The sequence below is a fragment of the Acinetobacter sp. C15 genome (assembly GCF_013420645.1).
Lineage (GTDB): Bacteria > Pseudomonadota > Gammaproteobacteria > Pseudomonadales > Moraxellaceae > Acinetobacter > Acinetobacter indicus.
In genome coordinates, this window is the sequence record NZ_VOXR01000053.1 from 1 (window position 1) to 15,301 (window position 15,301).

Below are 15,301 nucleotides of genomic sequence, written 5' to 3' on the forward strand. Positions count from 1 at the left end.
GTTACACCGTGACAGCCTATGGAATTGAGGTAATCCCTAAAGCAAATGCTTTAGGTTCTTGATGGTGAAGTAGGAATTAAACATCAAACCCACATTGAGTAGGTTTGAGTAGGTTTTAAATAACGGTCAAAAGCCACGACCGATTTATATGATCCGGTCTTGCCGCACTGGTCACCGGTCGATACCTCTGCCACTCCAAGAGTCAATACCGCCAGCAAATTTGAAAATTATGCTGTCTATGTACAAGACCTGATCAGCCTGAATGAACAGCTCAAGGTTTTGGCCGGGGTACGTTATGATCATCTTTCCCAATACAGGCAGGATCAGAAAAATAACAGCAGCATCCAGCGCAATGACCAGACCCTCTCCCCTCGCCTGGGCGTGGTCTATCAACCGACCAAAAATTTATCCTTATATGCCGCCTATAATCAGTCCTTCCAGCCACTTGCAGATTCACTCGTGTTTTATAGCAACAGTGCCGACCTGAAACCGACCAAAACCAGAAACCTGGAAGTCGGGACCAAATGGGACATCAATGATCGGTTGAATATGACCCTAGCCGTGTTTGAAATGACACAGAGCAATATCCAAAATAAAATTCCAGACAGCAATCCACCGCTGGCCATGCTGGCCGGGGAACAAAGCACGCAAGGCGTTGAAGTGTCCTTGACCGGTCAGCTCAGCGATCAGCTATCCCTGTTGGCGGGTTATGCTTATATGGATGGAAAAATTGAAAAATCGACCATCGGTCTGGCCGGCAAACAGGCCGCGTTAACACCCAAAAACAGCGCCAATCTCTGGTTAAAGTATCAACTGGATGAGCACTGGTTTGCAGCGGTGGGTGGCCGGGCCGAATCCTCCCGCTTCAGTGCACCGGACAATAAAAATGTCTTGCCGGGCTATGCGGTTTTCAATGCCGCGCTGGGTTATCAGACCGCGCAGTATGATGTAACACTAAATCTGAATAACCTGTTTGACCGTGATTATTTTGTCTCAGGACATGGTGAGGGGAACGATTCCAATATGATGGGCGACCCACTGAATGCGCAGCTCGCACTTCGTTATCGTTTTTAATATGTGGGGTAAATGGATGTCATCTGGCATCCATTTTCAAACCATTTTTTCTTGCACCATCGACCGTGATTTTTGAAATATCTGGCTATCTAAAAACAGTACCTTAATCAGACCCGATAATTTCATTTTGTACTTGCGGCAAGTCTTCCAAACGCTCAACCTCAACCGGCATCGACAGCAAATAGCCTTGTAATTGCTGACAACCTAAACGCGCCAGAATTTCGGCCTGTAATGGCGTTTCTACCCCTTCTGCGGTAACCGTCAATCCCAGTTTGGTCGCCAGCTGGATAATACTTTCCAGAATCATTTCTTCTTTGGAATCGCGATACAGGTCTTTAATAAATGCGCGGTCAATTTTCAGCTCATCCACCGGCAGGTCTTTTAAATACAGGAAACTGGAATGGCCCGTGCCAAAATCATCAATCGCCAGTTTCACGCCCATTTCTCTTAAGCGCCTAAAACTACGAATACTCGATTCCACATGATGCATGGCAGTGGTTTCGGTAATTTCAATCATGAGATGACTCGGGTCAATCGCATAACGGCGGAATAAGGTTTCCAAGGTGCTAAACAGATGTTTATGTTCGAACTGTACCGCCGACAGATTGACTGCCAATGGAAACAGGTTCAGTCCCTGCTGTTCCCATTGCTGAATCTGTTTGCAGGCCTGCTCGAGGGCCCAATAGCCCATCTGGATAATCAGGCCGGACTTCTCCGCACCTTTAATAAACATATTCGGGGTCAGCAGACCATGCACCGGATGCATCCAGCGAATTAATGCTTCAACGCCACAAATCTGCTGGGTGCTGGTGGTAAATTTGGGCTGGTAAAACAGAATAAACTGCTGTTCATCGACAGCTTTATATAAATCATTTAACAGCTTGGTCTGGCTTTTGGTTTCCTGCTGGTCAATGCTGTAATTAAACACCGAATAGGTGTTACGGCCCTGATATTTTGAAGTCAGCATGGCGGCATCGGCATTCATCAGTACATCTTGCAGGTTGTTGCCGTGCTCCGGGTACATGGCAATACCAATACTGGCCGAAATATTAATACTCTTGCCGGCAATCAGGAAACTGTCCTGTACACTGTGCAGCACATTTTCTGCCGCCTGAATCGCATCCTCAACCGTGGCCTGCTCCAGCACCAGCAAGAATTCATCACCGCCGATTCTTAATAATTTTTCCTGCGATTTCAGCTGCTGATGCAGTCGCGTGGTCAGCTGAATCAGCAACTGATCACCAACATGATGGCCAAATACATCATTCACCGCCTTAAAACGGTCCAGATCAATATATAAAAACGCGACATTCTGCTGATTGATGCGCTGGGCGCTAAACAGCAAATGCGCATATTCAGCCAGATATAAACGGTTGGGTAATTTGGTCAGATTGTCCTGCACCGCCTGATTGGCCAGCTCACGGTTAACCAGCGACAGCTGACGGTTACGTTCTTCCAGACGCTGCTCCAGCACGGCCACACTAAAGGCGGCAACCATCACCAGACTGGTCACAAAAATCACGGTAAACAGCAAGATGCCATTACCGGTTTTATAGATCGCATCCAGACGTTCTGTATCAATCGGATAGTAAGACACCGAGGCCATGCCGGTATAATGCATCCCGACAATGGCCAGCGACATCATAATGGCAATCATCACCTTATAGTGACGATGGTAAAGCAAGGTATTTTTAAAACGAAACGCCAGCCAGAAGGTCAGGCCGGAACCACTAATGGCAATGAGCACCGAAAACACCACCAGTAGCGGATCATAATAGGTCCGATGATTCTCTACGACCATGCCCAGCATACCGGTATAGTGCATGCCGGAAATGCCGAGTCCCATTAACACCGCCCCAATCATCAGACGGGCAAAAGGCAGGGTGGGTTTGGTGGTCAGCCAGATGGCAAAGGTGGAAGCCATAAAGGCAATAACGCCAGAAAAAATGGTTAGCGGCAGATTAAATGTGTAATTGGCCGGCAACTGGCAAGCCAGCATCCCAACAAAATGCATACCCCAAATAGCAACGCCAAGGCATAGGCCACTGAGCAAGAGCATGGCTTTTTCAGATTTCTGGCGGATTCCCCCGAGCAGGAACTGCTGGGTTGAAATAGCCAGATAACTGGCCAGAATTGCAACCGCAATTGAACCTACCACCAGGCTAAAGTCATAATGAATATGAACCATAAAAAGCTTCCGTATAGGTTATTTTTTTGTTGTTACTATACTCAACGCTAAATACTCATGAATTTGCCGCTTTAAAAGATAACAATAAAACAAGGAATTAAAACTCAAACTAGAATCTTATACTATCGCATTGAGGTCAAGCCTAAATACGGTTTTTCCGCCCTGAAAACCGTCATTTTTCATGTTGATTTGCCGGCTCATCTGGATCTTGAGTTATTCAACTCAAAAGCATCAAAAAAGGCCAGTACATCTACCGGCCTTTTTCTCACATCCAAGGTCTTATTTGGCTGTGCCTGATTGTAACTGACTATAATCCAGTAACACATTGGCCGCTTCGCTCACAAAGACTTCTTCTTCCGGCAGTGGTGGACGCTGGTTGGCTTTCATTTTGGCCCGTGACTCGGCTTGCGCTTCCAGTGAGGCCTGATAGCTTTCCCAGTTTGGATACGGCGCCAAACCGGTCGCCTGACGACGTACGTTTTCAGCGGCTAAGGTTTTACGCTCCAGCTCAATCAGCTCGGCACGGCGCTGATCTAAATCCAGCACCGCCGTTTTGCGCTCTTCTGCCTGTTTGGCAATATTTTTACGCTCAGTCAGATACTTGAACTGCGGATCAATACTGACCCGGGTCTGCGAAGATTTGGCCAGTTGCGGCACATAAGACTGCACCACACCCTCACGTTTAAATGGTGCGGTGGCAATGGTGTCCCACTTCAGCGCATTCTTGGCCTTACGCTCACCAAATTCTTCATTGTAGATATCTACCAGTTTAATGTCCGGAATCACCCCTTTGTTCTGGGTACTGCCGCCGGTAATCCGGTAGAACTTACGCTGGGTAAGCGTGGCCTGACCATAGGCCAGAGTGTCCAATTGTACCTGTGCTGTCCCTTTACCGGTGGTGGTGCTGCCAATCACAATACCGCGCTCATAATCCTGAATCGCGGCTGAATAAATCTCGCTGGCAGAAGCCGAGGCCAGGTTAATCAGGACTGCTAGCGGGCCAGCATAGGTCTGTTCACCGCCATCATTGTCTTCAAACACGCTCACGTTGCCATTGCCATCACGGATTTGTACTACCGGACCCGATTTAATCACCTGACCCAGCATACGTGCCACCTCTTCAAGTGAGCCGCCCGGGTTATTGCGTAAATCGACAATAATCCCGTCGACATTTTTGGCAGCCAGCGTTTTCAAGGCATTGTTGGTGTCTTCCGATACCGAACGGTATTCCACCCCAGCACGGCGCGCCCGATAGTTCAGATAAAATGATGGAATTTCAATCACGCCATAGGTATAGGTTTTGCCATCACGTTGAATTTGCACGGTTCGGTTACGCACCCCGGCATCTTCTTCCTGAATAATGTCACGTACCAACGTCACGGTACGTGCCTGACTCATCGAGGCACCCGGACCGAGTAAACGCAAGGTCACTTTGGTGCCACGTTTACCGCGAATCAGACCGACCACTTCATTGCTTGGCCAGCCAATCACATCCACAATTTTCTCGCCATCCTGACCGACACCAATAATCCGGTCGCCAGATTTGACCTGACCAGATTTACTCGCCGGTCCGCCTTCAACAATGGTTTCAATCTTGGTGTAATCTTCATTGCTGCGATCCGGACGAATCGACACCCCAATCCCTTCCAGCTGCAAGGTGGTCTGACGGTTCAGCTCCATTGCATCAACAGGCGGGAAATAGTTGCTGTGCGGATCATAGGTCAGCATCATCGCATTTAAGGTTTTGTCCAGCACATCGTCGCTTTTCAGACGGCTCATGCGTTCCAGCTGACGAGTATAACGCTTGGTCAGGGTTTCCACCGGCGTCATATCTTCCGGGCCGGATAAATCTTGCCCATTGGCCAGTTCTGGATTTTCCTTGAGGGCTTTTTGTTTGGCCTGCTCTTCTTCTTTGCTGATAGTCAGGTTAATCAGCTGGGACACTAGCATTTTTTGCCAGTGGGCTCGCTGCTCGGCCTGAGTCTTAAAGAACGGTGCTTTTTCACGGTCCAGCTCAATGGTGACATTCGGCTGTTTTAAATTCTGCGGTTTTTTCAGCTCGGCCAGCATAAACTGATAAAAGGCCTGCATGCGTTCACGATAGTGCGCATGAATCTGATACGGGCCCGATAAATCACCGGCTTTTAAGGCGGCCCCAAAATTGGCGCCATATTTTTTCTTGTACTGTTCGACTTCATTGGCCAGGAACAAGGTGTGCTCCGGGTCCAGACTGTCAATATAGAAATCAAAAATGCGATTGGAGGTGTTGCTGTCTAAACGCTGGTTCAGGTAATGCTGACGGTCAACCAAGGTCGCTAACTGGCGTGACACCAAGGCCTGTTCCCGGGTTGGAACAATGGTATTGGAAACAGCAGCAGTATTATTGGCAGCAATGGCTTCGTTGATTGCGTGACTAAAGAAGAATCCCCCAGTTGCCACGGCAACTGCACAAGCTATCGTTTGAAGTTTCATAAATAATGTGTATTTCCTTGGTTTTCGACCAGTAGTACAAGGTTGCTTAGCGACGAATCAAGCAGATTCAAAATCTTAAACAACTTAATCTGTTTATGTCGTGTAGTTTTATCATATTCTGTGCTGACAAAATGTAGCAAATCATTGCAGAATTCAGGTATTGTTTTTCGATAAAAATTTGAATCCGGAACCGATATGATTGGCGCATTGATACTCGACATCGCTGGCACAGCACTTACTCAAGAAGATATTCAACTCTTACAAGCTCCGCAAGTCGGTGGCGTCATTTTATTTGGTCGAAATATCGAATCACCGCGGCAGGTACGCGCCCTGACCGATCATATGCGTCAGGTACGTCCGGATATTTTAATTGCAGTCGATCAGGAAGGCGGCCGGGTGCAGCGTTTAAAACAGGGTTTCACCCTACTGCCGGCCATGGGCCGTTTTGGCGAGCTGTATCAGCAGCAGCCGGAACTGGCGGTCGAGCTGGCTGAACAGTGCGGCTGGCTGATGGCCACCGAAGTATTAGCGGTCGGTATTGATTTCAGTTTTGCCCCGGTGCTGGATTTAAATGACATCAGCGATGTCATTGGCGACCGCAGTTTTGCCCGCAATATGGACGATATTATTGTGCTGGCACGCGCCTTCTTAAGTGGCATGCAGCGCGCTGGTATGGCCACCACCGGCAAGCATTTCCCCGGTCATGGCTCGGTCAAGGCCGATTCGCATGTGGCCGCTGCGATTGATTCACGTTCTTATGCAGAGATTCAGCAAAAAGACATGCAAAGCTTTATCCAGCTGCAAGCCCAACTGGATGCCCTAATGCCTGCGCATGTAATTTATGATCAGGTCGATCCGAACCCGGCCGGTTTCTCTCCGTACTGGATTCAGACCGTGCTACGTCAACAGCTGAATTTTGATGGCGTGCTGTTCTCGGATGATTTAAGCATGCAGGCCGCCTGTGTGGCAGGTGGTGCCGATGCCCGCATTCAAGCGGCCTTAAACGCCGGTTGTGATATGGGACTGGTCTGTAATGACCGTGCCGCCGCCTGTCTGGCACTGGACGGCATTCAGGATTTACCGTTACCAAATCAGGCCCGTTTAGCCCGTATGCGTGGCCAGATTCCAGAAATTCAGATCGGTGATGTACTCGAGCTCGGCCCGGAATGGCAAGCAGTACGCGACCGTATTATCCGCTTTAAAGACAGCGGCCAGTAATACCGACAAAGGAACAGGACAAGCTGTTCCTTTTTCTTTATGATGCAAATACATAAATCCACCCCGAATAAATAAAAAGAATAGAGGACCTTGCATGAGCCAACCGCTTTCCGAACATCGCCATATATCCTTTACTGCCCACTATACCGGCTATATCTGGTTTCAAATGGGCATCTCGCATCCGGTATTTGCTACTTCAAAAGGCAAGTTTCTGGCCAAATTGGTCCATCCGCTGGAAAGCTGGGCCGAAAAATATGTCGGTGGCAGTATGCGCACCACCCTGAAAGAACGCCACACCATTATTGACCAGCAACTGACCGAGCTGATTGCCCGCAATCCTCGCACCCAGGTGCTGGAAATTGCCTGTGGCCTGTCCCCGCGGAGCTGGAATTTCCGCCAGAAATACCCGGAGCTGAATTACCGCGAACTGGATTTACCGGATATGGCCAAGGTGAAAACCACCGCCTTGCAACAGCTGGACCAGCAGGCGCCAGAAGTCTTGAGTGCCGATATTTTCAGTGAAGAATTTGCCCAGATTTTTCAGCATTTTGACCCACAGCAACCGCTGGTGATTATTAGTGAAGGCTTAATCAATTATTTCGACAAGCCGATGCTCAGCAAACTACTGCATGGGATTTATCAATATGGACAACATTTTCAGGAACTGCATTACTTGAGTGATATTTATCCTGAACCGGTGAAAAACAAACTGGCCAGCTTTATGTGGACCAGCAGTAAATTACTGAAAGTCATGTCTCGCAGCGCCTTTAGTTTTCATTTTCAAAGTCCGGGTGAAGTCCGTGACTTTGTTAAAGCCAGCGGTTTTGAGCGGGTCGATATTCTGCAGCCGCAGCACTATTTCCACACTCCGGACCTGCCCGCCCCTGAAGAACATTTGGGTGATATTGTCTGGGTGCTGCACGCCTGCCATAAACAGCCCAGTGCCTAAAAGAGAGTTCTGAGCCTCATCAGCCCATAAAAAAAACAGCGCCTTTGCGCTGTTTTATTTTTAGACACCTCAATTTAGGCAATTGCTGCCAGACAACCTTTTTGACGCTGGATATAACGCAGCAAACGCTCGGCAATATCAAAGCTGCCATGTTTTAATAAAGCGCGAATCTGCTGATCCTGCACTTCAAAAATCAGGCACTCAATCTGGAAACTACCCTCTTCATCTTCTAATGTCAGGGCTAAATCACGCTCATACTGCGCGGCCCGTTCTGCCTCTCCGTCTTCAAAACGTAGCAATACGCCAAAAAAGTTCAGATCGACAATTTCCGTGGCAAAACTTAAATCGGAATGACGGTGCGTTAACTGACTAAATGGCTGTTGTACAGCAATGCGTTCTTCTCCACGGCGCTCCATGGTCAAGAGCTGGGCACGGGTCATGGGGATAATACCTTCTAACGACTGAATCGGCTCATCTCTTAAAAAGGTGGCAAACAGGCGCATGGTTTCTTTACGGCGCTGCAACTGCGGCACATGATCAGCATTGGCAATCATGGCAAACTCCATGTCCGGACATTGCAGGGCAAAATTGGCATTTTCATGTGGCAAGGTAAAACTGTCATACTGGCCACAGGCCACCAGCACCTTGCACTGCGGAATAGGAACGTGAGTCAGGCGCAGCAGACGATTACAATTAATATCATAGCGTTCCTGCTCGGTGGCGGTGAACTCGGCCATCTGCCGGAAGAACAGCCGCTTGGCGGTTGGCGACATGCGGGTCGCTTCCAGCTTGGCATGATTGACCAGATATAAAATCACCGCCTGACCAAACTCATCCATACGCTGCTCTTTCATTAAATGCAGCGATTCTTCCAGCAGCATACGCCAGCTTTTCCGGGTCTTTTGCATGACACCCATCAGAATCATGCGGTCTATCAGTTCCGGACGCTGATGCGCCAGGCAAGATGCCACCACCGAACCAAGGGACATGCCCAATACCGTGACCTGACTCAAGCCAACGATATCCAGCCAGCGGCCGAGCATGGCTGCCAGATCTTCCAGCTCCAGCGTACCGGCAGATATGCCAGTATCGACATTGCTGATTTGCTGGTTGGCGCCCATGGAAGGTAAGTCAATCAGAATAATCGGGCCGGCATCAAACAGTTGTTCAACACAGTATTTATAGGAGTTAAAATTCTGAAAAGCGCCCCCGATAATCACCATCGGCGTCATGTGCAAGGTGTCTGGGCGAGCAATCGCCATGTATTCAATCTTCCAACCGTCAATCCAGGTTGTACGCGCTGGCTGTTTGAAACTGTGCTTATCGTAAAGATCAAAAAAACCAAAGTGAGCACTTGACTGCCCGACTTCCGAGTCCATTTGGATAATGGAATTCATATTCCTTTCCTCCATTCTCGCGCTTATTTTTATTGTGCAAGAGATGATTTCTAAAATTGAGCAAAAATCGCATCCTGCTCTTTCATTGTTATTTGTATGACTTCAATGTCCATCGTGTTTCATTCTATACAGGTGTCGTTTTGACACGCAACCTCTTCTGCAACCACTTGTCTGCTTTTAAACAGGAAACAATTTCAAAATGTTTAGCGCTTTTCCGGCTTTCCTGCGGAAAATTCCATCAAACTGCTTCATTGTCCCGACCTAGACTGTTAATATCGAGGAGAAATTTCTAAGTGATCAAACCGCTATGCACGAGTCTATTGAACAATATATGCAAACGGTAGGACAACAAGCGCGCCAAGCTTCCGCAGTTCTGGCAAGTGCTTCTACCCAAACAAAAAACCATGCTTTATCTGCTATTTACACTGCGCTTGAAAACAGTGAAACAGCAATTTTAGCTGCCAACCAGATTGATATGACCAAAGGTCGCAACAACAATCTGGATAGCGCCCTGCTTGATCGCTTAGAACTGACTCCCCCGCGCTTTAAAGGCATGTTACAGGGCCTGAAAGATGTAATTGGCCTGCTTGACCCAATTGGTGAAATTACCGATATGGCCTATCGTCCGTCGGGCATCCAGATTGGCAAAATGAGAGTACCTTTGGGCGTCGTCGGCATGATTTACGAATCCCGTCCGAACGTGACCTTAGAAGCAGCTTCGCTGGCGCTAAAATCAGGCAATGCCATTATTTTACGTGGTGGTTCAGAAGCGCTGGAATCGAATAAAGCCATTGCCGAAGCCATTCAGCACGGTCTGAAAACCGCAGGCTTGCCAGAAACGGCGGTACAGGTCATCAATACGCCGGATCGTGCCGCTGTAGGCCAGTTAATTACCATGTCGGAATATGTCGATGTGATTGTGCCACGTGGCGGCAAAGGCTTAATCGAGCGCATCACCAATGAAGCCCGTATTCCGGTAATTAAACATCTGGATGGTAACTGTCATGTCTTTGTCGAAGCACAGGCCGACTTGCAAAAAGCCCTGCCGATTGCCCTGAATGCCAAAACTCATCGTTATGGCGTCTGTAATGCCATGGAAACTCTGTTGGTGGATGAAGCCATTGCAGATGAGTTTTTACCGCGTATTGCCGAGCTGTATGCGGAAAAACAGGTCGAGCTCCGTGGCTGCGCCGAAACCCAGCGTATTTTAGGCGACAGCGTTCAAACGGCTACCGAAGACGACTGGTATACTGAATATCTTGGTCCGGTTCTGGCCATTAAAGTGATATCGGGTCTGGATGAAGCGATTACCCATATCAATAAATATGGCTCGCATCATACCGATGCCATTATTACTGAAAACTTCAGTCTGGCACGTCAGTTCCTGGCCCGTGTTGATTCCAGTTCAGTGATGATTAACGCCTCTACCCGCTTTGCCGATGGCTTTGAATATGGTTTAGGGGCGGAAATTGGTATTTCTACCGATAAAATCCACACCCGCGGTCCGGTCGGTCTTGAAGGTCTGACCTCGCAAAAATGGGTGGTGTTTGGAGATGGCCAGATTCGCCAATAACTCACTTTTCTAAAGATATGAATGTTCAGCCTTTGCGGAGGCTGAACATTTTTCTGCTGTTTTCCCTGTCTATTCCACCGTACACTGTCTTAAGAATGAGAATAAGAGGTGGACAATGTTCTATTATTTAATTGTGACCACATTTGTTCTGGCACTGCTGGTGTCATTTGTGGTGATGCGTATTTTTTCCAGTTCCATTAACCGTATTCTGGCGCGTATTATTCATGATCCGATTCATGAAGCCTGGGCCAGATATACCAAATTTGCCGGTATGGTGGTTGGGACATCCTCCGGAATCCGGATTTATGACATGGAAAAATACATTACCCCGCTCACCTATAGCGAAAACGACCAGAAAATTATTATTGAACTGACGCAGGAACGCTGGTTTCTGGAAATTTACCGCACCTTAATTGAAACCCTGCAAGGCTTGGCCTGGATGATGCTGGTATTTTTTATGGTGGCGCTATTTGCCTATGTGATTGTGCGCTGGTCGGAAATGAAGTATCAGAAACCTTAAATATGAAGGAATAAGAAATATTTTCAAACAGTTCTGTCAGATGCTTTGATTCAAGGCGTGTTATGGTAAACAGAAGAACAACGCGACTGGACATGACTACTATTTTATTAATAAATGAAATCTATCAACCGATAAATTTTAGTTATTATTCCCAAAAGGGTCGATAGTGCTTAAGTCTAATCTCCTAAAGTCTATCTAGAAGCGATACCCATCCCATGATAAAAATTAGTTATTGATCAAGATTGCACCGTGTTGGAACAGGTGCAGATCAATACGGGATACAAATATTTCAATTAGAATTCGGGTAAAACAACGTGTCTACAACTGTATTAGTAATTAACTGCGGATCTTCTTCAATTAAATACGCGCTTGTTTCTGAACGTCGCGAAGACCGTATTTTTGGTTTGGCTGAAAATTTAGGATCTGCCGAGGCACGTATTAAAGGGATCACTGTCGGAGGTGAACCGCTCGAACTTTCTATTCCGCATGCAGATCATGAAAAAGCCTTAGAAACCATTTTATCGCGCTTATCACAATACAATCCTCAAGCGATTGGCCACCGTGTGGTACATGGCGGCAGCTTGACCAAAGCCGAGCGCTTAACCCCAGAAATTATTCAACGCATTCGTGAAGCAACCCCACTGGCACCGTTACATAACCCGGCGCACCTGGTAGGCATTGAAGCGACCATGCGTTTATTCCCTGAATTACCTCAGGTTGCTGTATTTGATACCGCATTCCACCAGACCATGCCTGCGCACGCTTATCGTTATGCCGTGCCAAAATTCCTGTACACCGATCATAACGTACGTCGTTACGGCTTCCACGGCACCAGCCATGCCTATGTTTCTGAACGTGGTTCAGAACTGGCCGGCAGCCTGAAACAAGGCGGCTGGTTAACAGCGCACCTCGGCAATGGTAGCTCGACCTGTGCCATCTGGAACGGTGAAAGTGTAGATACGTCTATGGGCCTTACCCCACTTGAAGGTCTGGTGATGGGTACCCGTAGTGGTGATGTAGATCCATCTTTACACACTTTCCTGGCCAGCAACTTGGGTTGGGATATCTACAAAATTGACAAGATGCTGAACAGCCAAAGCGGTCTACTCGGTTTATCTGGCCTCTCTAACGATATGCGCACCCTGATTGAAGCCTCTGAACAAGGCAATGAAGATGCAGCTCTGGCCATTGAAGTGTTCTGCTACCGTTTAGCGAAATCTTTAGCAGCATTAAGCTGTGGCTTACCGCGTCTAGATGGCCTGTTCTTCACAGGTGGTATTGGTGAAAACTCGGCTTATATCCGTGAAAAAACTCTGTCTTACTTACCACACTTCGGCTTTAACTTTAGCAAAGAGAAGAATGACAGCCTGAAACGTGGCACCGAAGGTCGTATCGATAACGGTACTGGTCCTCAAATCTGGGTGGTTCCAACCGATGAAGAAGGCCGTATTGCCAAAGAAACCAGCGCGGTGGTGGAGTCTGAGTTGGGAGCAACTCCGGCAAAAAAGTCTGAATTAGAAACTGCGATTGCTTAAGCAATCGTTGTTTTACCCTGTTTACTTTTGGCTGATTTGAATAATACCTTATGAAAACAATTCTACTTGTCCCGACTGGAGAAGGTGTTGGTCTAACATCTGCATGTTTAGGTCTGGTGTATGCTTTGGAATGTCAGGGCATTAAACCCGGTTTCGTCAAACCTTTCTCTCAAGAATTACAGCCTGAAAACGAACGGACGACAGCGCTGTTTGAGCATGTCTCTAAAACCAAAACGGTTCAACCCATTCCTTATGCACAGGTGGTGCATCAACTGAGCCATGACCAGCAAGATGAATTACTGGAAGAAGCGGTTCGCTTACACCGTGAAGTGGCCAAACAGCATGACCTGATTATTGTCGAAGGTCTGTTACCGAATTTCCGTGACAGCTTCGCAGATGACCTGAATGCCCTGCTGGCTCAAGCCCTAGATGCACAGGTAGTGATTGTTAGCGGTGCCGACATCAACAATCCGCTTCGTTCTGCTGAACGAATTGAACACCAGATTCGTAACTTCGGTGGTGCAGAATCGAACCGTTTACGCGGTGTGCTGTTTATGCGGACCAAAGGTTTGCCAGAAGATTCTGCGCAAATTCCTGTGACGATTGATCCAAACCTGCGCTTACTGTCAGACACCAGCAAGTTTGTGGCCAGTATTCAGCAAACTTATAGCTACATTGGCACAGAAAAACTGCCAGTGATTGGTCTGGTGCCATTTAGTAACACCCTGAGTGTGCCGCGCCTGTCTGATCTGGCAGCGCATATTTCTGCCCAGTGGATTCATGAAGGCGAAGCCAATACACGTCGTGTTTTACACAGCAGCCTGATTACTTCGAATATCGAGCATGAACTGCACAAATTTGTGGCCGGCGAACTGATTATTACCGCAGCTGACCGTACCGATGTGCTTCTAGCCAGCAGCCTGGCCAACAGCAACGGTATTCCTTTAGCAGGCTTAGTCTTAACCGAGCAGCATCAACCGAATGAGCAGGCCTTAAATTTCTGTCAAACTGCCATCAAGCAAGGTTTGCCAGTATTACATACCCCTTTAACCACCTTTGAAACGGTGCAACAGCTCTCGACTTTCGGTAACGAAATTCCGGTCGATGATATTGAACGCGCCGAACAGGTGACCCGTTTTGTATCCAGCCATATTGATCCGCAATGGTTAAACTCGCTGATTAGCGGTGCGCATAGCCCACGTTTATCGCCTTCTGCCTTCCGTCATGAGCTTGTACAAAAATCAATTGCAGCGAAAAAACGCATTGTTTTACCTGAAGGTGATGAGCCACGTACAGTTCAGGCTGCGGCCATCTGCCAATCGCGTGGTATTGCGCACTGTATCTTGCTGGCCAAACCTGAAGCCGTAGTTGAAGTGGCCAAAGCCCGTGGTATTGAATTGCCGCATGACTTAGAAATTATTGATCCGGATCTGATTCGCGAAAACTATGTCGAGAAAATGGTTGAGCTGCGTAAAGGCAAACTTAACGAATTACAGGCACGCGAACAGCTTCAGGATACGGTGGTTTTAGGTACCATGATGCTGGCACTGGATCAGGTTGATGGCTTAGTTTCAGGTGCAGTACATACCACGGCCAATACCGTACGTCCGGCCTTCCAGCTGATTAAAACTGCACCTGAATATTCACTGGTATCTTCAGTGTTCTTTATGCTGCTGCCAGATGAAGTTTATGTGTATGGTGACTGTGCGATTAACCCGGACCCGGATGCAGAACAACTGGCTGAAATTGCCATTCAATCTGCTGACTCGGCCAAAGCCTTTGGTATTGACCCGCGTATTGCCATGATCTCTTACTCAACCGGAACTTCAGGTGCCGGTGCCGATGTAGAAAAAGTAGCGCAAGCGACTGAAATTGCCAGACAGCGCCGTCCAGACCTGCTGATTGATGGCCCGCTGCAATACGATGCTGCATCGGTTGAAAGCGTTGGTCGTTCTAAAGCGCCAAACTCTCAGGTGGCTGGTCGTGCCAATGTGTTTATTTTCCCTGATCTGAACACGGGTAATACCACTTATAAAGCAGTACAACGCTCTGCCAATGTGGTGAGTGTTGGCCCAATGTTGCAAGGTTTGAACAAGCCGGTAAATGACCTGTCACGCGGTGCATTGGTCGATGATATTGTGTTTACCATTGCTCTAACTGCAATTCAGGCTGAACAGCAGTCTGCTTAAACAACTGTTTTTAACAAGCTCCGCTTCACCCACCCTGTCGAAAGATAGGGTGGTTTTTTTTGTTATTCCAAAGTAGAAATGTCCTACCTAATAACCAAATAGAAATGTCCTATATGGACATTTCCAAGTCAAGCACAGGATTTAGATTTCGCTGTTGAATTGCTGTTTTCTGTGCACGTCTGCTTG

9 protein-coding genes and 1 pseudogene are annotated in these 15,301 nt (G+C 47.7%); 7 read left to right on the plus strand and 3 right to left on the minus strand.

What is annotated here, in order from left to right:
* Positions 1-126: 126 nt before the first annotated feature.
* Positions 127-1,074 (plus strand): annotated as a pseudogene (locus FTT63_RS13555) (TonB-dependent receptor); the annotation flags it as partial.
* A gap of 103 nt (positions 1,075-1,177) precedes the next feature.
* On the opposite strand, the gene FTT63_RS13560 reads toward FTT63_RS13555, so the two are convergent.
* Positions 1,178-3,262, minus strand: coding sequence for a bifunctional diguanylate cyclase/phosphodiesterase (locus FTT63_RS13560; RefSeq protein WP_127801710.1), 2,085 nt, complete (start codon positions 3,260-3,262; stop codon positions 1,178-1,180).
* 279 nt (positions 3,263-3,541) lie between these two features.
* A complete protein-coding gene (locus FTT63_RS13565) occupies positions 3,542-5,734 on the minus strand; it encodes a carboxy terminal-processing peptidase (protein WP_075167440.1) in 2,193 nt (730 codons plus the stop codon).
* Positions 5,735-5,929: 195 nt separating this feature from the next.
* On the opposite strand from FTT63_RS13565, the gene nagZ reads away from it, so the two are divergent.
* Together nagZ and FTT63_RS13575 are read left to right on the plus strand one after the other, a co-directional pair.
* The gene (gene nagZ / locus FTT63_RS13570; RefSeq protein ID WP_127801711.1) at positions 5,930-6,952 is read left to right on the plus strand and encodes a beta-N-acetylhexosaminidase; all 1,023 of its coding nucleotides are present in this window, start codon (positions 5,930-5,932) and stop codon (positions 6,950-6,952) included.
* A gap of 94 nt (positions 6,953-7,046) precedes the next feature.
* Entirely contained in the window at positions 7,047-7,901 is an 855-nt protein-coding gene (locus FTT63_RS13575) for a class I SAM-dependent methyltransferase (RefSeq protein WP_104511445.1), read from the plus strand.
* Positions 7,902-7,975: 74 nt separating this feature from the next.
* Here FTT63_RS13575 and FTT63_RS13580 read toward each other — a convergent pair whose 3' ends face one another.
* Positions 7,976-9,298 (minus strand): alpha/beta fold hydrolase, encoded by a 1,323-nt coding sequence (locus FTT63_RS13580; RefSeq protein ID WP_127801712.1) that lies wholly within the window; start codon positions 9,296-9,298, stop codon positions 7,976-7,978.
* 307 nt (positions 9,299-9,605) lie between these two features.
* Here FTT63_RS13580 and FTT63_RS13585 point away from each other — a divergent pair, with 307 nt between their 5' ends.
* From FTT63_RS13585 to pta, 4 genes are all read left to right on the plus strand, one after another.
* Complete coding sequence (locus FTT63_RS13585) at positions 9,606-10,871, plus strand: glutamate-5-semialdehyde dehydrogenase (protein ID WP_180192420.1); 1,266 nt, start codon at positions 9,606-9,608, stop codon at positions 10,869-10,871.
* Between the two features lie 115 nt (positions 10,872-10,986).
* Positions 10,987-11,391 carry a hypothetical protein gene (locus tag FTT63_RS13590; protein WP_005180148.1) on the plus strand — a complete coding sequence of 135 codons (405 nt, stop codon included), beginning with the start codon at positions 10,987-10,989 and terminating at the stop codon, positions 11,389-11,391.
* A 314-nt stretch (positions 11,392-11,705) separates the two neighbouring features.
* The gene (locus tag FTT63_RS13595; protein WP_005180151.1) at positions 11,706-12,926 is read left to right on the plus strand and encodes an acetate/propionate family kinase; all 1,221 of its coding nucleotides are present in this window, start codon (positions 11,706-11,708) and stop codon (positions 12,924-12,926) included.
* A gap of 50 nt (positions 12,927-12,976) precedes the next feature.
* Positions 12,977-15,115, plus strand: coding sequence for a phosphate acetyltransferase (gene pta, locus FTT63_RS13600; RefSeq protein ID WP_127801713.1), 2,139 nt, complete (start codon positions 12,977-12,979; stop codon positions 15,113-15,115).
* The last annotated feature ends 186 nt before the right edge of the window (positions 15,116-15,301 follow it).